The organism is Clostridium tanneri, from assembly GCF_033659955.1.
Taxonomy (GTDB): Bacteria; Bacillota; Clostridia; order Clostridiales; family Clostridiaceae; genus Clostridium_AM; species Clostridium_AM tanneri.
The window spans coordinates 66,069-88,611 of sequence record NZ_JARUJP010000016.1 but is presented as its reverse complement, the minus strand read 5'-3'; the positions used below and the strand labels follow the sequence as shown (position 1 = coordinate 88,611).

19 protein-coding genes and 1 other annotated feature are annotated in these 22,543 nt (G+C 33.8%); of the genes, 15 read left to right on the top strand and 4 right to left on the bottom strand.

The window, feature by feature from the left end:
- The first annotated feature begins 155 nt into the window (after nucleotides 1-155).
- Entirely contained in the window at nucleotides 156-1,076 is a 921-nt protein-coding gene (locus tag P8V03_RS13590; protein ID WP_318798518.1) for a carbon-nitrogen hydrolase family protein, read from the top strand.
- Nucleotides 1,077-1,139: 63 nt separating this feature from the next.
- Here P8V03_RS13590 and P8V03_RS13585 read toward each other — a convergent pair whose 3' ends face one another.
- The 3 genes from P8V03_RS13585 to P8V03_RS13575 all read right to left on the bottom strand — a co-directional run bounded on the left by P8V03_RS13585 (nucleotide 1,140) and on the right by P8V03_RS13575 (nucleotide 4,074).
- Nucleotides 1,140-1,631, bottom strand: coding sequence for a DMP19 family protein (locus tag P8V03_RS13585; protein WP_318798517.1), 492 nt, complete (start codon nucleotides 1,629-1,631; stop codon nucleotides 1,140-1,142).
- Nucleotides 1,632-1,965: 334 nt separating this feature from the next.
- Nucleotides 1,966-2,715: a GNAT family N-acetyltransferase gene (locus P8V03_RS13580; RefSeq protein ID WP_261673258.1), complete on the bottom strand. Its 750-nt coding sequence runs from the start codon at nucleotides 2,713-2,715 to the stop codon at nucleotides 1,966-1,968.
- 372 nt (nucleotides 2,716-3,087) lie between these two features.
- On the bottom strand, nucleotides 3,088-4,074 hold the full coding sequence (locus P8V03_RS13575; protein ID WP_318798516.1) for an alpha/beta fold hydrolase: 987 nt from the start codon (nucleotides 4,072-4,074) through the stop codon (nucleotides 3,088-3,090).
- A 329-nt stretch (nucleotides 4,075-4,403) separates the two neighbouring features.
- Nucleotides 4,404-4,657 (top strand) — a binding site (T-box leader).
- An 85-nt stretch (nucleotides 4,658-4,742) separates the two neighbouring features.
- Here P8V03_RS13575 and lysS point away from each other — a divergent pair.
- From lysS to arsB, 5 genes are all read left to right on the top strand, one after another.
- Nucleotides 4,743-6,263: a lysine--tRNA ligase gene (gene lysS / locus P8V03_RS13570; protein ID WP_318798515.1), complete on the top strand. Its 1,521-nt coding sequence runs from the start codon at nucleotides 4,743-4,745 to the stop codon at nucleotides 6,261-6,263.
- A 230-nt stretch (nucleotides 6,264-6,493) separates the two neighbouring features.
- Nucleotides 6,494-6,817, top strand: a complete 324-nt coding sequence (locus P8V03_RS13565; RefSeq protein ID WP_261669862.1) for an ArsR/SmtB family transcription factor — start codon at nucleotides 6,494-6,496, stop codon at nucleotides 6,815-6,817.
- A 100-nt stretch (nucleotides 6,818-6,917) separates the two neighbouring features.
- Nucleotides 6,918-7,316, top strand: coding sequence for an arsenite efflux transporter metallochaperone ArsD (arsD, locus tag P8V03_RS13560; RefSeq protein WP_261669863.1), 399 nt, complete (start codon nucleotides 6,918-6,920; stop codon nucleotides 7,314-7,316).
- Nucleotides 7,317-7,334: 18 nt separating this feature from the next.
- A complete protein-coding gene (arsA, locus tag P8V03_RS13555; RefSeq protein ID WP_318798514.1) occupies nucleotides 7,335-9,080 on the top strand; it encodes an arsenical pump-driving ATPase in 1,746 nt (581 codons plus the stop codon).
- Between the two features lie 80 nt (nucleotides 9,081-9,160).
- Nucleotides 9,161-10,222: an ACR3 family arsenite efflux transporter gene (gene arsB / locus P8V03_RS13550; RefSeq protein WP_318798513.1), complete on the top strand. Its 1,062-nt coding sequence runs from the start codon at nucleotides 9,161-9,163 to the stop codon at nucleotides 10,220-10,222.
- 90 nt (nucleotides 10,223-10,312) lie between these two features.
- On the opposite strand, the gene bioB is transcribed toward arsB, so the two are convergent.
- On the bottom strand, nucleotides 10,313-11,269 hold the full coding sequence (bioB, locus tag P8V03_RS13545; protein ID WP_318798512.1) for a biotin synthase BioB: 957 nt from the start codon (nucleotides 11,267-11,269) through the stop codon (nucleotides 10,313-10,315).
- Between the two features lie 504 nt (nucleotides 11,270-11,773).
- Here bioB and P8V03_RS13540 point away from each other — a divergent pair.
- The 9 genes from P8V03_RS13540 (at nucleotide 11,774) to P8V03_RS13500 (ending at nucleotide 22,274) form a co-directional block, all read left to right on the top strand.
- Nucleotides 11,774-12,124 carry a metal-sensing transcriptional repressor gene (locus P8V03_RS13540; RefSeq protein ID WP_261669867.1) on the top strand — a complete coding sequence of 117 codons (351 nt, stop codon included), beginning with the start codon at nucleotides 11,774-11,776 and terminating at the stop codon, nucleotides 12,122-12,124.
- Between the two features lie 201 nt (nucleotides 12,125-12,325).
- On the top strand, nucleotides 12,326-13,930 hold the full coding sequence (locus tag P8V03_RS13535) for an ABC transporter substrate-binding protein (RefSeq protein WP_318798511.1): 1,605 nt from the start codon (nucleotides 12,326-12,328) through the stop codon (nucleotides 13,928-13,930).
- 54 nt (nucleotides 13,931-13,984) lie between these two features.
- Nucleotides 13,985-14,974 (top strand): ABC transporter permease, encoded by a 990-nt coding sequence (locus tag P8V03_RS13530; RefSeq protein WP_428978978.1) that lies wholly within the window; start codon nucleotides 13,985-13,987, stop codon nucleotides 14,972-14,974.
- On the top strand, nucleotides 14,974-15,840 hold the full coding sequence (locus P8V03_RS13525; RefSeq protein WP_261669870.1) for an ABC transporter permease: 867 nt from the start codon (nucleotides 14,974-14,976) through the stop codon (nucleotides 15,838-15,840). Before P8V03_RS13530 ends, P8V03_RS13525 begins: the two co-directional genes overlap by 1 nt.
- Nucleotides 15,841-15,850: 10 nt before the next feature.
- On the top strand, nucleotides 15,851-16,786 hold the full coding sequence (locus tag P8V03_RS13520) for an ABC transporter ATP-binding protein (RefSeq protein WP_318798509.1): 936 nt from the start codon (nucleotides 15,851-15,853) through the stop codon (nucleotides 16,784-16,786).
- A complete protein-coding gene (locus P8V03_RS13515; protein WP_318798508.1) occupies nucleotides 16,776-17,378 on the top strand; it encodes an ABC transporter ATP-binding protein in 603 nt (200 codons plus the stop codon). The genes P8V03_RS13520 and P8V03_RS13515 overlap by 11 nt, the downstream gene beginning before the upstream one ends.
- 597 nt (nucleotides 17,379-17,975) lie before the next feature.
- Entirely contained in the window at nucleotides 17,976-19,322 is a 1,347-nt protein-coding gene (locus P8V03_RS13510) for an aminotransferase class III-fold pyridoxal phosphate-dependent enzyme (RefSeq protein ID WP_318798507.1), read from the top strand.
- Nucleotides 19,323-19,439: 117 nt separating this feature from the next.
- Nucleotides 19,440-20,672 (top strand): PucR family transcriptional regulator, encoded by a 1,233-nt coding sequence (locus P8V03_RS13505; protein WP_318798506.1) that lies wholly within the window; start codon nucleotides 19,440-19,442, stop codon nucleotides 20,670-20,672.
- Between the two features lie 81 nt (nucleotides 20,673-20,753).
- Complete coding sequence (locus tag P8V03_RS13500) at nucleotides 20,754-22,274, top strand: CoA-acylating methylmalonate-semialdehyde dehydrogenase (protein ID WP_318798505.1); 1,521 nt, start codon at nucleotides 20,754-20,756, stop codon at nucleotides 22,272-22,274.
- The last annotated feature ends 269 nt before the right edge of the window (nucleotides 22,275-22,543 follow it).

Here is a 22,543-nt window from a genome sequence, read left to right as displayed (position 1 = left end):
GATTCTTAATATTAGGTAATACAGAAAAATATAGCACTAAGCCTTCAGGTATAATAGTTAGACCATATTTAATTTATTGATGATGCAATTGTGCTATAATATAATGAAAACACAGATAATAAAAAATAGTGGGAACATTGAAAGGATATGAGAAAATGGAAAAAAGATTAAAAATTTCTGTTATTCAAGATTCGCCAGTGATATTTGACTTAGAAAAAACTATGGAGAAGACTATAAAACTCACAAGAGAAGCAGCTGCAAATGGATCAAAACTCATAGTCTTTCCTGAGAGCTTTATACCATGTTATCCAAGAGGACTTACTTTCGGTATGCTAATAGGAAGCAGAACCATGGAAGCAAGAGAAGACTATCAAAGATATTATGATAACTCAGTGGCAGTACCTGGTCCAGAGGTGGACAGGCTTGCAGAGCTTTCTAAGGAATTAGGTATCTATTTATCAATAGGAGTTACTGAGAAAAATGGCTATGGGCTTGATGGTTCATTACATTGTTGCAATCTATTTTTTGGCCCTGAAGGGTATTTAGGAAGACATAGGAAATTAAAACCAACAGCCGCTGAAAGGGTTATATGGGGCGAAGATGATGGATCAACAATTACTGTAGTAGATACTCCTTATGGAAAAATGGGTTCACTAATATGCTGGGAAAATTATATGCCTCTTGCAAGAATGGCTATGTATATGAAGGGAGTAAATCTCTATATAGTACCAACTGCTGATCAAAGAGACGTATATCAAGCTACGCTAAGACATATTGCCTTTGAAGGAAGATGCTTTGTAATCATGAGTAATCAATATGTTGAAAAATCTATGTATCCAACTGATTTAAAATATTATAAGGATCTTGAAAATCAGCCTGAGGTTATGTGCAGGGGAGGCAGCTGTATAATCAATCCTTATGGAGAATATGTAGCAGGTCCATTGTTTGATGAAGCAGGTATTTTAACAGCTGAAATAGACTTAAATCAAATTATACAGTCCAAATTTGATTGGGATCCAGTTGGTCACTACAATCGACCAGAAATTTTAAAGTTTGAAATAAATGAAAATAAATAAATTGTTTTTAATATAAATTTAAGCGGCTAAGGTACCAAGTTCTATTGGTATATGGCCGCTTAATTATTTATATATCGTAAATTTACAATTATTAGACCATATAAGAAAGTTCCGAATTAATTGTAATTGCTTTACTCGTTCTCTTATATAACTAATACATTTATCATATAAATTCTTATATGCAGTGATATCAAATTCATAAAAATCATCATCAAGTTCATTGAAGTCATCATATTTTTCATCATCCGTTGTATCCGACTCAAAGATATTTACTGCTTCGCTAAATAACTTTGAGAATTTTGTTTCACCTATTAATTTTAAAAAATGTAGAGTATCTCTTGCATATATTCCCTCTGTATTTAAGAAGTATTGGTCAAATCCGCCATTATTCACTTCCATTAATATTTTGCCAACCATGAAAAGATTTTTTTCATTTTCTTCTAATTTATCATAACCCTCTTTAATTTCTTTTTCTAAAGCATAATCTGAAATCTTATAAAATAATTCTTCATTATCAGATTCTTCATTTATCATAGTCTTAATGTTGTTATCCATTTAATTATCTCCTTTCATTAGTTCGCCATAAAATACCAATATACAGCTATCGTAGTTTTATGATTAATAAGTAAAATCTTTGAATTGAGAACTAAAAGAATACCTCAAAATCCATCTCTGAATAATGCGGTGTCCTAGAAAACTATTGAATTTTATTAATTGTTGGTTAAATAAGAAAATTGTTCCCCTAAATATACTCGTAATACTGAAATTTAACGAGCCTTATACCTATAATACTCTCCTATTGTAGCTATATTTTCGCCTTTACATTCATAGGGTACTTCTTTTTAATAGATAGTCCTAATAATCAACGTGAAAAGCCAAAATTGTATTTTCATTTTTTAAGTATTCTCTTTAAGTAGGCGATATCTAACAAATTCACTGTCTCAAAATTCCCTTTATAAAACACACACCAGTTATTGAAAACACAAGGCAATTCCTTTGCTTTTTGTAGCGTATCCACTTGAATTAAAGATACAGGAACGTCCTTCATTTCACAATACTGTTTTATCATCTCAATGTTTTGATAGACATAGGGGCATTGCATATCATAATAAATTGTTAGTTTTTTGCTTTCAATTTCTTGATTCTTAACATTTTGTGCGAACTTTGGCATTGTTCCGTCAAAAGAAAGTGCAAGCAATTCATAACCATTATTGGTAGTATCAACAACCTCAAAGCCGAACTTCTTCGCAAATGATTGGTCTGAAAGCCAAGATTTTTGTTTCTTTGCTCCGAGCATACAAATGCCGGATTTACCCTTTTCTTTGGCATCAGCCAAACAATACTCCATCAGCAATTTCCCATACCCTTTTCCTTTGTGACTACCAGAAACCCATAAGCAATACACATAATAATAGTTGTCACCAATTATGGGAACCCAAGCAGTTTCAAGAGGAGCATATTCAATAAAAACCGTAGCTCTTGCATTTAACTTTCTAAAGACATGGCCTTCATTTAGTCGCTCTGAAAGCCATTGTCGCTTTGCGTCAATACCTTGATGGGGCTTTTTACTGCGTATAATACAGCATAAATGCTCATTAACAAGGTTTTCTGTTGTTAAGTTTACAAAATCAGTACACATATTTAAATTTTCCTCTCTTATAAATTCCTATTTATCTGTCAGTTTGAAAAATGACTAACTTGAATGATAATACAATTATGCTTTGATTATAGAATAATTATAACATATATGGAATGCATTACCACCACGTTTTAGCAAAATTACATTTGAGAGGAATTTCTACTCATCGTAATATTCAGTTTTTAAAGAACGTTTTAATTAATCTATTTAATTCGCATTTTTTTCATAATCCCTAACTATCCTAGCCCTAGGATAGTTAGGCAAAATTAGAAAAGTCCGAATCAAGTTACTCCAGGGAGTTTTTAAAGAATTGCAAAGTATTAAAACTAAAAACCTGCTGCCAAATTGTCGGTTACAATAATCAAACATCTTCTATTTATTATTTTCTAATAATTTTTTAATTTGTTCACTTACAACCTCTGGATTAGATTGATGTATAGCGTGTCTTGCTCCATTAACAATTATTTGTTCGCTATCCTCTGACCACTCTTTCAATGCAACCTGACTGTCATTCCATTCTGTGTCACTTGGAGCAGATAATATTCTCAGTGGTAGACTACCTAAATGGCCATTAGCTATTATAAGCTTTGCACTAGCTTTTCCCATTTTTCCTTCTTCAACAATATTTTTATTAAACATTGTCTTTAGAAACATTCCAAAATATAATTGTTCTAGGTCATCAGGTAGAGATTTAAAATTTTTTGAATATAAATCAGTATGGTTTAGTATCAACCTTGCTATGCCCACAGACTTTAGGAATTTATATTTAGCTACGGTTCCACTTGAAATTTCCGAACCATTTTTTGCATAATACTCTGGATTAACACCATCTATCAGCATCACCCCAGATACTTCGTTTTTATATGTCTGTGCGAATCTTATTGCCTGTAATGATGCGTATGAGTGACCAACTAGTATATACGGCGGTTTTTGTCCTGACTTTTCAAGGGCGGTGTGCATTTCCTTTACAATTGTATCTATGTCTCTTGGCTCATCTGTAACTTCACTCCAGCCATGTCCCGGCCTATCATATGTAACGATTTTAGCATATTTTGATATTTCATTATAAATAGGATAAAAATCTGAATATGCACTTGGAGTATTAAGTCCTGAGCCAAAAACCACAGTAATCTTTCCTTCTCCTTTGCTGTAAACATTTATTTTATGATTATTTACATCAACCATTTTTCCCACTGGAGGGTAGTGGTTAACATCAGTATATTCACCAATTTTTTCGTATGAAAAACCAATTAATAAAATAATAATTGTGCAAATTAAAGCCCTAAATACGTACTTTCTAAATCGTTTTACACCTATTAGTTTGATTTTTCTTTTATCTTTTTTTGTTTCTAAATTCATTTATAAACTCCCCCTAAAATATAGCTATTCACAAGTTGATATTGTAAGTATTACGCAATATCTCATTACTTTGACTTTTATAGTGGAAATTATATCATAATTTGTATGTAAAATACAGTGGTGTTTCCAATGAGGTTGAAACAGTTCTATCTTTTAACATAATAGTATTCAATTCTCAAAAAACATTATTCGTATTTTTAATTTCAATAGTTACGCCGCATTATAAGAAGAATGTGAATTACTCTTATCATATGATTACTACTATTTATTCGCACAAATAGTAGTAATTTGAAGTATGGACATATGTAAATTTTTTATGGTATAATCTTGTAAAGACTATGAAGAGAAAAGTAGATAAATATATGAATTTACAGAGAGCTCTGCAAGGTGAGAATGAGCAAGGATTTTTTATTGAAAAAGGTCTCAGAGTTGCACACCGAGCTTGGTTTCAGGGGTAGGCTGTGACGGTATAACCCGTTATAAGTTATAGAGTATATAGTTAACTACGTACTTGAAAAGGTCTATATGGTGACATATGGATAAACTGAGGTGGTACCACGAAGATATAACTTTCGTCCTCAAGATTAAGATCTTGGAGGTGAAGGTTTTTTTATTTGTCCAAAAATTTATTAAATGGTAAATAAATAATTAAAGGTGGTATAGCTAAAATGTACAGGGAATTTGAAAGTGTAGAAAACTTAGAAAATATAATGCCAGATTCAAATGAATTTGTAGTGGAAAGAATTAAAAAATTAAATAAGCTTTATGAATTGGGAATTAACCCATATCCTTATAGTTACAAAGACATAACCCATACTAAGGACGTTTATGATAACTTTGAGAATATAAAAGAAGAACAAGAATTCATATTGGCAGGAAGAATCATGCTGATAAGAAGGATGGGAAACGCTACATTTGCTAATGTTATAGATGAAAAAGGAAGTATACAAATATTCTTAAGTAAGAACCTAATAGGCGCTGAAAGTTATAAAATCTTAAAATTAATTGATATTGGAGATATTATTGGAATTGAAGGAACTGTATTTAAGACTCAAACAGGTGAGATTACCATTAAAGCAAGAAAATTTGAAGTACTATCAAAATCTATTAGAACACTTCCAGAAAAATATCACGGTATTCAAGATGCTGACTTAAGGCAAAGACATCGTTCATTAGATATGATAATGAATACGGATGTTAAAGAAAGATTTATCAAGCGTTCAAGAGCAATAACAGCAATTAGGGAATACTTAAATAATTTAAATTTTATCGAAGCAGATACCCCTGTCCTAGATACCAAATACGGTGGAGGAGAAGCGAAGCCATTTACAACCTTTGTTAACGCATTAGATTGTGATGTATATATGAATGTTTCTCCAGAATTATATTTGAAAAGACTTATAGTTGGAGGAATCGAAAGAGTTTATACCTTTGCAAGAGCTTTTAGAAATGAAGGAATTGACAGAACACATTACCCAGAATTCAGCTTATTTGAATGTTATATGTCTTATGCTGATTATAATGATATGATGGAACTTATGGAAAATATGTATGAATATGTATTCGCTAAGGTTAACGGCACAACAAAGATTCAGTATGGAGATGTAGAAATTGATTTTAAAGCTCCATGGAAGAGAGAAAAGATGTGTGACCTTGTAAAAAAGGATACAGGAATTGATGTTAATACGCTTACCAGGGAAGAAATTATTAAGTACATTAAGGATAATGAGCTCTTAGTAGAAAGCCAAAGTGAAGGATTAGTTATTGATGAATGCTCTAAGGGCGAACTAATAGTTAATTTATTTGAAGAGTATTCTGAAAAGAAGCTAATTCAACCAACTTTTGTTATAGATTTTCCAAAGGAATCTTCTCCACTTTGTAAAAGTCATAGGGATAACCCAGATTTAATTGAAAGATTTGAACCTTATGCTTATGGTGTTGAACTTGGGAACGCTTATTCAGAACTCAATGACCCATTGAAGCAAAGAATTCTTTTGTATGAACAAGCGTCAAAACTAAGAGCGGGACTTGAAACAGCTAGTCCAATGGATGAAGAATTCGCTGTTGCTATCGATACTGCAATGCCACCTACTGGAGGATTGGGAATAGGTATTGATAGAATGACAATGTTCCTTACTGGTTCTTATAGCATAAAGGATGTTATAGCATTTCCCCTAATTAAAAGATAATAATATATACATATAAGAAAAAGGATTCATATCCGCTATAAAAAGTGTTGATATGAGTCCTTTTATTTTAGTTATATAGTAACCTCTCATAATTTCATACATAAAATAGCTTATATAGAGGGCAATATATATTGATGCTATTTTTGTATGAATAAATCTGAATTACATTGACGTTATATTGATAATGGTATATATTATATATAGATGGTTATCTATATGGAGGTGATTAAGTGGCCTTAAACTATGATGAAAATGCCAAAATTATTAAAGCTCTTGCAGATGCTAATAGATTAAAGATAATTGATATTTTATCCTGTGGGGAGAGATGTGCTTGTGACATTCTAGATCATTTTGACTTCACACAGCCTACTCTTTCACATCATATGAAGGTGCTAGCAGAGTGCGGTATAGTTAACACCAGAAAGGAAGGGCAGTGGAGTTACTACTCCCTAAATACTTCTAACTGTAATAAATTAATGTTATTTCTTATGAATCTTGTAACAGATACAGATGATTGCATTTGTAAAAGCAAACCAAATTGTAACTGTAAATAAAATCAAGGACTACATGGATTACATGTAGTTTCTATATAAAATAAGTATAATCAATCGGTGGATAGAGATATGCACCAGATGTATTAAGGAGATGGGTATTATGAAAAAAATGATTATTTTTGATCCAGCAATGTGTTGTCCAACAGGAGTTTGCGGTCCTAGCGTTGATCCAGAATTATTAAGAGTGTCTACTGTGTTAAATAACCTAAAAAGCAAAGGGGTTATCGTTGAAAGATTCAATCTAACTAGCAGTCCTCAAGCCTTTGTAGACAACAAGGTTATCAATGAATTGCTTAATACGGAAGGTGTAGATATACTGCCAGTAGTCCTTGTTGATGGCGAAGTTGTTAAAACTAAAGCATATCCAACTAATGAAGAGTTTTGTACTATGTTAGATATTCCAGAAAGTTATCTTAAGGCTGAAGCCAAGATAGGTAAGATAATTGACTTAAATAAAGGAAAATCTAAGGACTGTGGCTGCAAAGGTGGTTGCTGCTAAAAGAGAGGGGAAATACTTTTGAATAAAAAATTTAATCTTAATGAGATACAGTTAACTAAATATTTATTCTTTACTGGAAAAGGTGGAGTTGGTAAAACTTCAACAGCCTGTGCTACTGCTATCACCTTAGCAGATCAGGGGAAAAGAATAATGTTAGTAAGCACAGATCCAGCTTCAAATTTGCAAGATGTCTTTAATACAGAACTGAATAATAAAGGAGTTCAAATAAAAGATGTACCAAACCTTGTAGTTGCAAATTTTAATCCAGAAGAAGCAGCTAGTGAATATAGAGAAAGCGTAGTGGGACCTTTTAGAGGGAAGCTTCCAGAGGCAGCTATTAAAAATATGGAGGAACAGCTTTCAGGGTCCTGTACCGTTGAAATAGCTGCTTTTAATGAGTTTTCTAACTTTATAACAGATGATAAGGTTCAAAAAGACTTTGATTATGTAATTTTTGACACAGCACCAACAGGGCACACCTTAAGGATGTTACAATTACCTTCTGCTTGGAGTAATTTCATTAGTGAGAATACTCATGGCGCATCCTGCCTTGGACAATTAGCGGGCCTTGAGAGTAAAAAAGAAGTTTATAAAAATGCTGTGAAGACTTTGGCAGACAAGAATATGACAACCCTTATTTTAGTTTCTAGACCAGAGGATTCCCCTCTTAAAGAAGCAGAGAGAGCCTCTAAGGAACTGCAGGACATCGGAGTAAATAATCAAATTCTTGTTATTAATGGTGTATTACAAAATCATAATGATGAGCTATCAACTGCTTTATATGAAAAACAACAGAAGGCACTTAAAGAAATGCCTCAGTATTTAAAGAATATGGAAATCTTTGAAATACCACTAAGACCTTATAATATAACTGGTCTTGAAAATTTAAGAGCTTTTTTAAAGGAAGACAATGTAAAGCATAGTAGTAAAAAACTAAATGTAAGTAAAATACCTAAATTAGAGACAGTAATTGAGGATTTATATAATAGCAATAAGAAAGTCATTTTCACCATGGGCAAAGGTGGAGTAGGAAAAACTACTATAGCTGCCACTATTGCATTAGGTCTAGCAAGAAAGGGCAAAAAAGTTCATCTGACAACTACTGATCCAGCAGCTCATTTAAAATTTGTGTTAGATGAAAACTTTGGTATTACTCTAAGTCATATTGATGAAAAAGAAGAATTAGCAAAATATCAGGAAGAAGTACTAAGTAAAGCAAGAGAGACAATGGGAGAAGAAGATTTAGCTTATATAGAAGAAGATTTAAGATCACCCTGTACCCAAGAAATTGCCGTATTTAGAGCTTTTGCAGAGATAGTAGAGAGATCAGAGAATGAAGTAGTTGTTATAGATACTGCACCTACAGGTCATACTTTATTACTTTTAGATTCAACTCAAAGCTATAACAGAGAGATACAGCGTTCTCAAGGAGATATACCAGAATCAGTTAAGAATCTGCTGCCTAAACTAAGAAACAAAGAGCATACAGATGCTGTCATTGTAACTCTTGCAGAAACAACACCAGTTTATGAAGCAATGAGATTACAGGAAGATTTAAAGAGAGCTGGTATCCATAGTAAATGGTGGGTAATCAATTCTAGTATGTATGCTGCTAACACAACTAATGAAATATTAAAAGCTAAAGCTAGCAACGAAATTCAATGGATTAATAAGGTAGATGAAATTTCTAAAGGAAATTTTGCGGTTATTGAATGGAAAGCAGAAGATGTAAAAGGGGAAAGATTATTAGATCTTATCAATTAAATAGTAAATTCACTGTAAAGTTTATTTAAAAAAGCTTTTCAGTGAACTTTTATTAAAATTAAGTATTCAGGGGGAGTATTATGAGTAGTCAATCATCAAGGTTATCATGGCTTGACCGTTATCTCACATTATGGATTTTTATTGCCATGGGATTAGGAGTATTTTTAGGATGGGCAGTACCTAGTTTATCAGAAGCATTATCAAGGTTATCTGTAGGTACTACATCTATTCCAATTGCTATAGGTCTTATTGTGATGATGTATCCACCACTTGCTAAGGTAAACTACAAGGAAATAGGAAAGGTATTTAGAAATCCTAAAGTTTTAGTTTTATCTCTAGTACAAAACTGGGTAATAGGACCGGTATTAATGTTTACTCTTGCAGTGATATTTTTGAGAAACACCCCTCACTTTATGGTAGGACTTATACTTATTGGACTAGCAAGATGTATTGCTATGGTAATTGTATGGAATAGTCTTGCTGACGGAGATAGTGAGTATGCAGCAGCACTTGTTGCCTTTAACTCCATATTCCAAGTTGTGTTTTTCTCAGTATTTGCATATTTATTTATAACAGTACTTCCAAAGCTCATGGGGCTGGAAGGTATGGCTGTGGATATTTCTATGGGAGAGGTAGCATCATCAGTAGCTATTTACTTAGGAATACCATTTGTTGGTGGCATGCTTACAAGATTATTGTTAGAACCTAAGATGGGAACAGAATGGTATACTAAAAAGTTTATACCTAAGATTAGTCCACTAGCACTAATTGCTTTATTGTTCACTATTGTTATTATGTTCATGTTTAAAGGCAAGTATATAATTGAACTTCCAATGGATGTTGTAAAAATAGCAATACCTTTAGTTATATACTTTATAATAATGTTCTCTGTTTCTTTCTTTATAAGTCATAAGTCAGGAATAGACTATCATAGAACTGTAACTCTTGCTTTCACTGCAGCCAGCAATAACTTTGAGCTTGCCATAGCTGTAGCTGTTGCAGTGTTTGGAATTGAGTCAAAGGAGGCATTTACTGCGGTTATAGGCCCACTTATTGAAGTGCCTGTAATGATAGCACTTGTTAATGTAGCCTTGAGATGGGGCAGAAAATATTTTAACTACAAGAAAACTGTAGAGAATTAATTTTAAAAAAGCCAGATTAATCTGGCTTTTTTAAAATTAACTAAGTCTGAAATAAATTAACCTCATATGAAAATTATCAATAACTAGATATTATTTTGAGATATTAAAACCTAAATTAGTTAACATTTCTTTATCCTGTATAGTATTATTGCCTACAGTGGTTAGCATATCTCCAGTGATTGTAGCATTGGCACCACATAAGAATATCTTTGCACCACCTTCTTCAAAATAGTTTCTACCTGCTGCCATACGAATATATGCAGTTGGATTAATATAACGAAATATAGCAACTGTTCTTAAAATATCCTCCTGAGAAAGAGGTTCTAAATCTTCATAGTATGTCCCTTTAATAGGCATAAGTGCATTGATAGGAATAGACTCTACTTGTAATTCGGACAGGCTTATAGCCATATCAATACGGTCATCCCAAGTTTCTCCCATACCAATGATACCGCCAGAGCAAACTTTAAGACCTGCCTTTTTTGCAAGTTTAAGTTGATGAATTTTATCTTCATATGTATGAGTGGTACAGACATTAGGAAAGTTCCGTCTGGAGGTTTCTATATTGGCATGATACATTGACACGCCAGCCTCTTTTAAATGAATAAACTGCTCCTCTGTTAAAAGACCGTGAGAAGCACAGAGATTGACACTGCATTTTTCATGAATTTTTTTATATGTCTCTATAGCTTTATCAAAATCTTTACCTATTAAGGTTCTGCCAGCGGTGACAATAGAGTATCGGTGCACGCCCTTTGCTTCGTTTCTTTTACAATCCTCTAAAATTATCTCTGTATCTAAAAAATCATATTCTTTAATTCTAGTATGATGATGAGAAGATTGTGCACAGAATTTGCAGTTTTCACTACAGCGGCCGCTGCGTCCATTAATGATAGTACAAAGGTCAACCTTATTGCCGCATAATTCCTGACGAATCATATTAGCACCTTGAAATAGTTCATTAGAATCTGCAGTTAAAAAGAAACTGAAATCTTCTCCTCTTTTTAAAACTCTGCCATGAATAATTTCTTTTGCTAAGTCTTTCATATTAAAATCCCCCATATAAATATTTAAATATAAATAAAGCATCTTAGTATTAACTGAAGCTGCATGGATGTCCCATATTTATAATGGATAAATTTAAAAAATAAGATTGTACACTAGAACTCGACACAATCTACAACGGCAGGTTATATGTACAAAAATGTGGTAAAATGGTATAATATATAAAATTTATCCGATGACTGCCCGCTCTAATACTCCCTCGCAGGGTGTGCAAGTGATTCACACAAAATCAAAGATTTTGGTTCTCCACTTTTCTCTAAGATTACGTTCTGAGCGGCTGCGTCCCTGGATTCGTTCAACTAAGAATCAAATGGAGTTGAAACTCCATCTGATTCAAGTTTCCACTTCATGGATAGATGTTCATATTATCCAGATGTATTTGGAGTTTGGCTAGATTTTATTCCTAATTTTCAATTGCGGAGATATAAAAAGATATGTATATGTTAATTAAATCCAAATATTTAAAACAAAGGAGATAAGTCAATTATGAAAGAAAAAGGACAAGTCCACAGCCATAAGAAATCTGATGGAACAGAATATTCACATAGCCATAATGAGGGACATAAGCATAAACATAGTCATCATAATACTAAAGCGGTGTTAAACCGCATATCTCGTGCAACGGGACACCTGGAATCAGTAAAGCGTATGGTAGAAAGTGGCAAGGACTGCAGTGAGGTATTAATTCAATTGTCAGCTGTCATTGCAGCTCTTAATAACACCTGTAAGGTAATATTAAAGGATCATATTGATCATTGCATTGTGGACGCTGTCGAAAATAAAGATTGGGAAGCAATAGAAAATTTGAAAAAGGCTATAAATCAGTTTGTAAAGTAAATATTTTAATAAAAAAACTATGGTAAATCAACCCAATATAGTAAATATAGTTAAATATATAACAAATATCCCCAAGGGGGGCTTGTTCAATTACTTGGGCATGTTAAAATAAAGTTAAGGAATAAAAACTGGTAAGGATAAGGTGAGTTATCCATATATCAGATGTTGTTAGATTAATTGTTTACTTTTGGGGGGAGAAAAATGAAATTAAAAAAGTTATTATCATTGTCAATTATTGCAGCTATGACTGTTACATCCTTCACAGCCTGTGGTAGCAGCAAAGGAAAGGTATCTGGCAGGGAGCAAAGAATTGCAAACAGAGAAATAATCGCGGCTATAGGTGCAGAACCAGAAGCTGGCTTCGATTCTACAACAGGTGGCCATGGTTCCATAACAAAGGTTCTTTTTTCAACACTGTTTAAAAGAGACAAAAAATTAGGATGGGAAAATGACTTGGCTACAGGCTATAAAGTATCAGATGATAAGTTGACATGGACAGTTACCATAAGGAAAGATGCAATGTTTACAGACGGAACTCCAGTAAAGGCTGAAGATGTTAGATATACATATGAAACAGCTAAAAAATCTGGTAGTGAAATTGATTTGACCATGATTGAGAGCATAAAAGAAATTGATGATTCAACGGTGGCATTCAAGTTAACTAGACCTTATTCACCTTTTCTAGAAAGACTTGCCTATCTTGGAATAGTACCAAAGCATGCTCATAATGAAAGCTTTAAAGACAAACCAATTGGTTCTGGTCCATATAAGTTTGTTCAATGGGATAAAGGACAGCAGGTTATTGTAGAAGCTAATGATAAATATTACGGAGAAGTTCCAAAAATTAAAAAGTTAACTATGGTATTTCTAGATACTGATACAGCTTTTGCAGCAGTTAAGAATGGTGATGTAGATGTAGCGCAAATAAACGGCACATTGGCTGCACAGAAAGTTGAAGGAACAAAAGTAATAGACATAAAAAGTATCGAGTGTTATGGAGTTAGTTTTCCAATGGTACCAAATGAAGGAAAGGTTGCAGAAGACGGTTCAGTAATGGGTAATAACGTAACTTCTGATATTGCTATCAGAAAGGCTTTAAATATGGCGGTAGACAGAGAAAAAATCGTTAAAGGCATCTTGAACGGCTACGGTAGTGTTTCCACCACAGGACTTGAAAATATGCCTTGGTTAAATGAGAATACAGTATTATCTGCTAATGAATATGCTAATGTTGATGCTGCAAAAGCTATATTAGCTGAAGGCGGATGGGTTGATACTAATAAGGACGGTATTGTAGAAAAAAATGGGCTTAAGGCAGCATTTAATTTGCTATATACAGAGGGTAATTATAGACAGGAAATGGGAATGGAATTTGTTAATGTTGCTAAAGCAATAGGGATAGAAGTTACACTAAAAAAGACAACTTGGGATACAATTTTACCTGATATTCATAAAGAAGCAGTATTATACGGCTTTGGATCAGGAGATCCTTCTGAATTGTACAACCTATACTATGGAGGAATAGCTGGTGGTTCTGTACCTTGGAATAATTCAGGCATTTATAACAATAAAAGTGTTAACGATAACATAGATAAAGCATTAAATTCTACAGATGAAAAAGAAGCTATTACTTACTGGCGTGAACTTCAGAAATATGCTTCACCAAAGGGAGATGCACCTTATGCTTGGCTTGCAAATGCAAATCATGTATACTTAGCTGCTGAAGGTTTTACTTTTGGAAATCCTATAGTACAGCCTCATGGCGGAAGAATTTTTGATAATGTAGCAGAGTGGTCTTGGAAATAAAATAAAATTATCTAAATATTGAAAAAGATAGTTAGGGTGAGGGATGAAAAAGTGATAAAAAGTAATGGTATTACAAGGTTCCTAACAAAAAAGGTTATAAAATTTATTACACTTTTAGTGGCAGTGTGTATAGTTACCTTCATACTTTTAGAATTATCCCCAATAGATCCGGTTACAGCTTATGTTGGTGCAAGCACTAAAGTAGGTGCAGAACAAAGAGCGTTAATTGCAGAACATTGGGGGCTGAACAAGCCACCTATTGAGCGCTTCATGGCATGGTTTACCTCTATACTTCAGGGGGATTGGGGGATGTCTATGATTTATAGACGTCCAGTTCTTGAAATTATAGGTGAGAAGTTTTTATCTTCACTTGCGCTTATGAGTATAGCATGGGTTTTATCAGGTGTAGTAGGCTTTGTTTTAGGCTTAATATCAGGTGCAAATGAGGGTAAAACAATTGATAAAATTATTCATACCTATTGTTATATATTAATTTCAACACCTACCTTTTGGCTGGGAATATTGTTTGTAATGATATTTTCGGTGATGCTGGGTTGGTTTCCTATGGCACTAAGTGTCCCTATTGGAACTACTGCAGAGGACGTTAGTTTTGCAGATAAAGCAAGACATGTTATTTTGCCTGCAATTACTCTAGGTTTAATAGGAATATCCAATATATGTATGCACACAAGGCAAAAGGTTATAGAAATACTTGCAACAGATTATGTATTATTTGCAAAAGCTCGCGGTGAAAATAAAAAAAGTATAATATTTAATCATGTATTAAAGAATGTTTCACTTCCAGCAATTACTCTCCAATTTTTATCTTTTAGTGAATTGTTTGGTGGAGCAATATTTGTTGAACAGGTATTTTCATATCCTGGACTTGGGAAAGCTACAGTTCAGGCAGGATTGAAGGGGGACTTACCATTGCTTATGGGAGTTGTCATAATAAGTTTAGTCTTTGTATATGTTGGAAATACTTTGGCGGATTTGTTATATAGAGTAGTAGATCCAAGAATAAGGGAGGTGCAGAAGATTTAATGGAAGGAGCAGGAAACTTAAAAGTAGGAGCTAAACTACGTGGTTTTAATCTAGGAGTTAGAGAAAAGATTATTATATCAACAGCTGCCCTTGCAGCATCCTTCATAGCCGTACTGGTAGCCGGAAGCATAATAGATATGGACGCACTAAGAGTAAATTTAGTAAACATATTTATATCCCCTTCCTTAGACCATCCTTTTGGCACTGACTGGGTTGGCAGAGATATGTTACTTAGAACGGTAAAGGGACTTAGTATAAGTATGAAAATCGGTATACTATGTTCTGTAACCAGTGGGTTTATAGCGATGATTTTAGGAGTAGCAGCGCCTCTATTTGGAGGCAAGGTGGACTATTTCATTTCATGGTTAATAGATTTGATGTTATCAGTACCACATACATTAGTAATAATATTGATTTCAATAGCTGTTGGCGGCGGACTTAAAGGTATAGTAATAGGAGTTGCTCTTACCCATTGGACGTCACTAACTAGAGTAATAAGAGCAGAAGTAATGCAAATAAAGGAAATGGAATATACTAAGATTTCAAGAAAGTTTGGAAAAAGCAGTTTTTATATAGCAAAAGAACATGTTTTGCCTCACATAATTCCACAGCTTGTAGTAGGAATGGTTTTAGTTTTCCCCCATGCAATTCTACATGAAGCCTCAGTAACATTTTTAGGATTTGGATTACCTCCACACGAACCAGCAATAGGCGTTATACTTTCTGAATCCATGAAATATCTAACAAGTGGTAAATGGTGGTTAGCCTTTTTCCCTGGCTTTAGCCTGGTGTTGATATCAATGCTAGTAGATTGTGTTGGTAAGAATATTGGAAAGTTAATAAATCCAAAGAAAGCGTATAAGTAAGGAGAAACAGATGGAACAGAAACCAATTTTAGAAGTAAAGGACTTAGGAGTTTCCTTCTCTCAATATACGAAGGGACTTCGAAGACGAGATTTGAAGGTTATAACAAATTTAGATATAGAATTGTATGAAGGCAAAATTCTAGCAGTAGTTGGTTCCAGTGGTTCGGGAAAGAGTTTGCTGGCACATGCGATACTTGACATTTTGCCAGATAATGCAGTTACAGAGGGTGAAATAACATATAAAGGCAATGTTCTTACTAAGAAGGATAAGGAAAAACTAAGGGGAAAAGAAATTGTTTTGATACCACAATCGGTGAACTATTTAGACCCGCTGCAGCAGGTTAAAAAACAGGTTGCTATTTCAATAGCCGATGATAAAAAGAAAGAAAATATAGTTACAAGTTTGTTCTCCAAGTATGGTCTTGGGAAAAAAGTTGAAAGCTATTATCCTTTCCAATTGTCCGGGGGGATGGCTAGAAAGATATTGCTATCCACAGCGCTGGTGTCCGATGCAAAAGTAATAATTGCCGATGAACCCACTCCAGGCTTGGATGAAGAAGCATTAAAAGAAGTACTTAAGGATTTTAGAGAACTTGCTGATAACGGATGTGCAATACTTATGATTACACACGACATACAGGCAGCTCTGAAAATTGCAGATAACATTGCGATTTTTTATGCAGGAACAACGTTGGAGGTTGCAAATGTGTCAGACTTTGATGGAGATGGGGAAAAATTAAGACATCCTTACACAAAAGCACTGAACAGAGCCTTGCCTAATAAGGAGTTTATACCACTAGAAGGAACTCAGCCTATGCCAAATGAGCTTCCAAAGGGCTGTTTATTCTATGATAGATGCTGGCAAAAAAACGCAAGGTGCATGGAAGAAAGACCGGAATTTCGAAAAATACGTGGTGGAAAGGTAAGATGTATTTATGCGACTTAAGGCAGAAAAAATAAATTTTAAATATAATAAAGAGAGATATATTCTAAAGGATGTTAATTTTTCTGTTGAAAGCGGTGAAATTGTGGGACTTGTGGCACCAAGTGGTTTTGGAAAAACTACATTGGCAAAAATCCTAGCAGGATACGAAGAGCCTGAAAGCGGGAAAGTTATACTAGAGGATTGTAATTATAACAATAAGGATTACAACCCAGTACAGTTGATTTTCCAACATCCTGAGAAAGCTGTAAATCCCTTGTGGAAAATGAGTAAAATAGTTTCTGAGGCTGGTGAGCCTTCTAAGGAATTAATGGACGCTATGGGCATCAAAGAAGATTGGTTAAATAGATGGCCTACAGAGTTGTCCGGTGGTGAATTACAAAGATTTTGTGTACTTAGGGTGCTAACGGAAAAAACAAAGTTTATCATTGCAGATGAGATGACTACTATGCTAGATGCCATTACCCAGGCGCAGATCTGGAAAGTTGTTATAGATTATGCTAGGGAACACAATATTGGTGTTGTTGTAATAAGTCATGAATCAAGTTTGGTTGGTAAGATCTGTGACAGAGTTGTTGAGTTAGAAAAACAATAATTATACCCTGACTATTATAATTATCATATATCACACATAGATTTCAATTTTCAAAATAACTTCAGTTTGTTATTAAAGTTTAGGGGATTTTCATCTCTTCTGGCATGAAGTCTCATGATAAAGCTTACAAAGGTGTAAGTTTTATCATGAGACTTCATTTTTTTCAAGGGTTTAGTTTTTATCATTGTATCAGCCCTGTATTTAGCTAGTTTATTTTAGTTATAAATATGGTATTTGTTAGTAGATTCACAACTATTATTTTATTTATAGTAATATTTAAGGGCAATACAAATAAATATATATAGGAGAAAGTGCATAAAAACCATATAAATCAAGGGTGAAGCATTGTTAGAAAATAGACAAATATGTTAAAAACATGACAATATTAAGATCATATTGTCTGTTTTTTTTATCTTTATTAAAAGTAATTAAAAATTTGGTAAAAAGCACAAAAAGGTTGTTCACTTTATACATATACTCCATTTTGAGGAAATGGTACTATAATTATGCAAGGAAGTAATCGCAAAGTTAAAATATAAAAATTTAAATTATAAAATATATTTATTTGGTTATTTAATAAAGCGAGGTGTGTAAATAATGAATACTAGTGAGTTAAAAAAAGTAAATGTTGACGAAGTTTACAAGAATGATAGGGATCATATGATCCATTCATGGTCGGTACAGTCCAAGCTTAATCCTATGGTAGTTAATGAAGCAGAGGGTTGCTATTTCTGGGATGGTAACGGTAAGAAATATTTGGATATGGCTGCTCAGCTTGTAAATCAAAATATAGGTCACCAACATCCTAAAGTTGTAAAGGCTATAAAAGATCAGGCTGATAAACTTTGTTTTGCAGCACCAGGTTTTGCTAACGAAGCCCGCAGTACTCTAGCAAAACTACTTAGTGAAGTAACTCCAGAAGGCATAAATCACTTCTTCTTTACTAACGGTGGAGCAGATGCAAATGAAAATGCAATCAAAATAGCTAGACTAGCAACTGGAAAGTGGAAAATCATCTCACGCTATCGCTCATATCATGGATCAACCTATGGTGCAATCGCACTAACAGGAGATCCAAGAAGACCACCAGTTGAGCCTGGTATGCCTGGAGTTGTAAAGGTTTATGACCCATATTGCTATAGATGTACCTTTGGTAAAGAATATGGAAAATGCAATATGGAATGTGTTAAACACATTGAAGAAACTATAATGTATGAAAATCCAGATACTGTAGCTGCAATAATTGTAGAGTCAGTGACAGGATCAAATGGAATATTTATTCCACCTAAGGAATACTTTACTCAGCTAAGAGCACTCTGTGATAAATATAATATTCTTCTTATTACAGATGAGGTTATGAGTGGCTTTGGAAGAACCGGTGAATGGTTTGGTATAGATAACTTTGGTGTTCTTCCAGATATAATGACTATGGCAAAGGGAATTAACTCAGGCTATGTACCTTTAGGGGCAGTTGGAGTATCCGATGAAGTTACAAAGAAAATTTATGATAAAAATCTCTTCTGCGGCTTGACATATAGTGGACATCCTTTAGCTTGTGCTGCTGCAGTGGCAACAATAACTGCTTATAGAGAAGAAAAAGTAATAGAGAATGCAAAGGCACAGGGAGAATTACTAGCTAACTTTATTGCTGAAATGAAAGAGAAGCATAGATCTGTAGGAGATGTTAGAAATATAGGTTTATTTGGATGTATAGAGCTAGTAAAAAATCGTGAGACTAAAGAACCTATTGTCCCATGGAATGGAAGCGGAGAAGCAATGGATAGAGTGAAAAAATCCTTTATGGATGATGGTGTTTATATGTATCTAAGATGGAACTATATGTTTATTGTACCACCTTGTACAATAAGTGAGGAAGAAATGAAGGAAGCATTCCTGGCAATTGATAAGGCTTTGACTATTGCTGATGGTTATGTAGAGGAATAGAAAGTATTCAAAAATGCCCATAATTGAGAAAATAACTATTATAGTGACAGAATCTTTAGAATATACTAAAATGTAATAAATGGAAATTTAAATATATCTTAAGAGAGAGGTTCGATTATGGGCGTTAGAATTGATCAATTAATGAGTTTACCGGAATTGAAGGATTTAAAACTAGTAGGGGGAGGCAATGGAGTTTCTAAGGTAACGAGATGGGTTCATAATGTAGAAACTCCTGATATAGTACAATATGTACAAAATGACGAGCTTATAATACTTACTGGCATTGGAGTTTTTGAAGATAGTTCAAGTTTTATTAAGCTTGTAAAGGGAATTATAGAAAGAAAAGCATCTGGCCTTATTGTAAATGTAGGTAAGTATCTTTCAAAGGTTCCAGAGGAAATAAGAGAACTGGCAAATGAAGAAGGTTTTCCAATATTTGAGGTTCCCTGGGAATCTAACTTGGCAGAAATAACAAGAATAATTTGTGGTGATATAGTGAAAAGACAAATAGAAGAAAGTTCCTATCAAGACTTGTTAAAAAACATAATATTTTTTAACAGAATCACTTATGAAGATTTCACCAAAAGAATGTCAGCTTATGGATACAGTTACTTCAATTCCTTTAGGGTAATTACTGTGGCAATAGATAAGCTGGAAGAATATTTATCCTTTAAAAATATTAAAGATGAACAAAGTATAGCCTATATTAAAGATAATTTTTTAAGAGCAGTAAATGGTGCCATTTGGGATCCTAGATTTCAACCAATAAGTTTTTTGCAAAAGGACTCTGTAGTAATACTGCAGATCAATGAAAAGGACAAGTTTATAGATTTAACAATGCTTTCTCAGATTATAAGGGAAAGCGTCAAGCATAGTTTCGCTGATATTAGTATAAATATTGGAATTGGAAATGCGTATACAGAGTTTAATGAAATAAAGAGAAGTTATAATGAAGCTGAAAAGGCTTTAAAAGTCCTAAAAGCAGAAGGCGGCTCCGATGAAACAATATTTTACTCTAATATAGGAGCCTATAAGCTGCTTACTGAAATAGAAAATATTAATCTTCTTAAGGAATATTATGATGATACAGTAGGAAGGTTGGAGAGATATGACTTACAAAACCATACAGATTACTCAAAAATATTTCATACCTTTCTTCAGGAAAATGGTAATTATATTCAGACATCACACAAACTTTATATGCATAGAAATACTCTGATGTACAAGATTAATAAAATACAAGAAATAATAAAAAGAGATTTGACAGACACAAAATTGAGACTGGAGTTTTACTTGGGATATTTAGTAAAACAAATCAATTACTTTGGGGCAGAAGATAAAAAATATTAATTTGAAATATAACATATGCTTCCTGCATATTAAAATATTTTAACTTAGGTCAAATACTGAAATTTTGGGAGGGTTTTAATTATGAAAGAAGTAAAGAGATTAGGATTTTTCGCTAATGGAAGGTATCAAGAATCTAGAACAGAAAAGTACATGGATGTATTTAATCCAAGTGTTGGAGAAGTAATAGCACAAGCTCCATGCTGCACTGAAGAAGACGTTAACTTTGCAATAAAAGCAGCAAGTGATGCCTTTCCAGCATGGTCACAAACTCCTGTAATGAAGAGAGTTCAAGTTTTATATAAATTCCGTGAACTTGTTTTAAAGCATGAGGAAGAACTTGTTCGCATGGTAGCAACAGAGCACGGAAAAGTATGGGAAGAATCTAGAGGGGACATATTAAAGATTATAGAATGTGTTGAGTTTGCATGTGGAGCTCCTACTCTTATGATGGGAGAATCCTTAATGAACACATCTACTGGTTATGACACTGTTTTATACCGTGAGCCATTAGGAGTTTTTGCAGGAATAGCTCCTTTCAATTTCCCAGGTATGGTACCAATGGGCTGGATGGCTCCACTATGTGTAGCAGCAGGTAATACAATTGTTATAAAAGCATCTTCAATGACACCTATGACAGCATTAAGATGCGCAGAGTTATGGAAAGAAGCTGGACTTCCAGACGGAGTTATAAATGTAGTTACCTGCAGCAGAAATGAAGCTGAAATTTTCCTAAACCATCCTGAAATAAAAGGTATAACTTTTGTAGGCTCAACTTCTGTTGGATTACACATATACTCTACTGCTGCAGCTAATGGCAAGAGAGTACAAGCATTATGTGAAGCTAAGAACCATGGTTTAGTGCTTGAGGATGCAGCACTAGAAAGAACTGCTCGTGGAATAATAAACTCTTCCTTCGGATGTGCTGGAGAAAGATGTATGGCTTTATCAACATTAGTTGTTCAAGAGAGTATAGCAGATAAGTTAGTTGAATTATTAAAGCAATATGCAAAGGAGCTTAAGCTTGGACCAGCATATGAAAAGGATTCAAAACTTGGACCAGTAGTAACAGCTGGACATAGAAACTTTGTAACTGGTTGGATAGCAAAAGGAATAGAAGAAGGAGCAACACTTGCATTAGATGGCCGTGATGTTAAAGTAGAAGGATATGAAAGTGGATTCTATTTAGGACCTACAATACTTGACCACATAACTCCTGAAATGTCAGTAGGAGATAACGAAATATTTGGACCAGTTCTATGTATAAAGAGAGTTAAGGATTTTGAAGAAGGACTTGCACTTATGAACAAAAACCAATTTGCAAATGGTTCCGTAATATTTACTCAAAGCGGTCATTATGCTCGTGAGTTTGCTAGAAGAACTGACGGCGGTATGGTTGGAGTAAATGTAGGAATTCCAGTTCCAGTAACTATGTTCCCATTCACAGGTCATAAGAATTCCTTTATAGGAGACCTACACTGCCTAGGCAAAGACGGAATAAGATTCTATACTGAAACAAAGGCAGTAACTACTAGATGGTTTGACGAAGAAGAAAAGAAGAATACTAATGTGGATTCTTGGGATGGTTCTTTAGGCGGAAAATAGGTATAAAACTACCCCAAAAGGTGCCTATTTAAAATATGTTTGTCAGTAGTCTAAAAAGGATAGTTAATAGCTATCCTTTTTACTTTATACATCAGTAATCTTTAATGGATAACTACAATTTATCCCATGAAAATTAGAGCAAATATTAGGTATCCTAAAAAAAGATGAACAAATTCAATACAAAGTGCTAATTTGATAAAATAAAGAGAAATTTAAAGTAATTTTGAAAGATATGGCTAAAAAATACTTGTAACTGACTGACAGGGGCC

Excerpts from the sequence above, each read along its gene's own strand:
- P8V03_RS13520 (WP_318798509.1), top strand. The coding sequence starts at position 15,851 with ATGGAACAGAAACCAATTTTAGAAGTAAAGGACTTAGGAGTTTCCTTC.
- P8V03_RS13500 (WP_318798505.1), top strand. The coding sequence starts at position 20,754 with ATGAAAGAAGTAAAGAGATTAGGATTTTTCGCTAATGGAAGGTATCAA.
- P8V03_RS13515 (WP_318798508.1), top strand. The coding sequence starts at position 16,776 with ATGCGACTTAAGGCAGAAAAAATAAATTTTAAATATAATAAAGAGAGA.
- P8V03_RS13505 (WP_318798506.1), top strand. The coding sequence starts at position 19,440 with ATGGGCGTTAGAATTGATCAATTAATGAGTTTACCGGAATTGAAGGAT.
- P8V03_RS13580 (WP_261673258.1), bottom strand. The coding sequence starts at position 2,715 with ATGTGTACTGATTTTGTAAACTTAACAACAGAAAACCTTGTTAATGAG.
- P8V03_RS13585 (WP_318798517.1), bottom strand. The coding sequence starts at position 1,631 with ATGGATAACAACATTAAGACTATGATAAATGAAGAATCTGATAATGAA.
- P8V03_RS13540 (WP_261669867.1), top strand. The coding sequence starts at position 11,774 with ATGAAAGAAAAAGGACAAGTCCACAGCCATAAGAAATCTGATGGAACA.
- P8V03_RS13590 (WP_318798518.1), top strand. The coding sequence starts at position 156 with ATGGAAAAAAGATTAAAAATTTCTGTTATTCAAGATTCGCCAGTGATA.
- arsB (WP_318798513.1), top strand. The coding sequence starts at position 9,161 with ATGAGTAGTCAATCATCAAGGTTATCATGGCTTGACCGTTATCTCACA.
- P8V03_RS13525 (WP_261669870.1), top strand. The coding sequence starts at position 14,974 with ATGGAAGGAGCAGGAAACTTAAAAGTAGGAGCTAAACTACGTGGTTTT.
- P8V03_RS13535 (WP_318798511.1), top strand. The coding sequence starts at position 12,326 with ATGAAATTAAAAAAGTTATTATCATTGTCAATTATTGCAGCTATGACT.
- arsD (WP_261669863.1), top strand. The coding sequence starts at position 6,918 with ATGAAAAAAATGATTATTTTTGATCCAGCAATGTGTTGTCCAACAGGA.
- lysS (WP_318798515.1), top strand. The coding sequence starts at position 4,743 with ATGTACAGGGAATTTGAAAGTGTAGAAAACTTAGAAAATATAATGCCA.
- P8V03_RS13510 (WP_318798507.1), top strand. The coding sequence starts at position 17,976 with ATGAATACTAGTGAGTTAAAAAAAGTAAATGTTGACGAAGTTTACAAG.
- P8V03_RS13575 (WP_318798516.1), bottom strand. The coding sequence starts at position 4,074 with ATGAATTTAGAAACAAAAAAAGATAAAAGAAAAATCAAACTAATAGGT.
- bioB (WP_318798512.1), bottom strand. The coding sequence starts at position 11,269 with ATGAAAGACTTAGCAAAAGAAATTATTCATGGCAGAGTTTTAAAAAGA.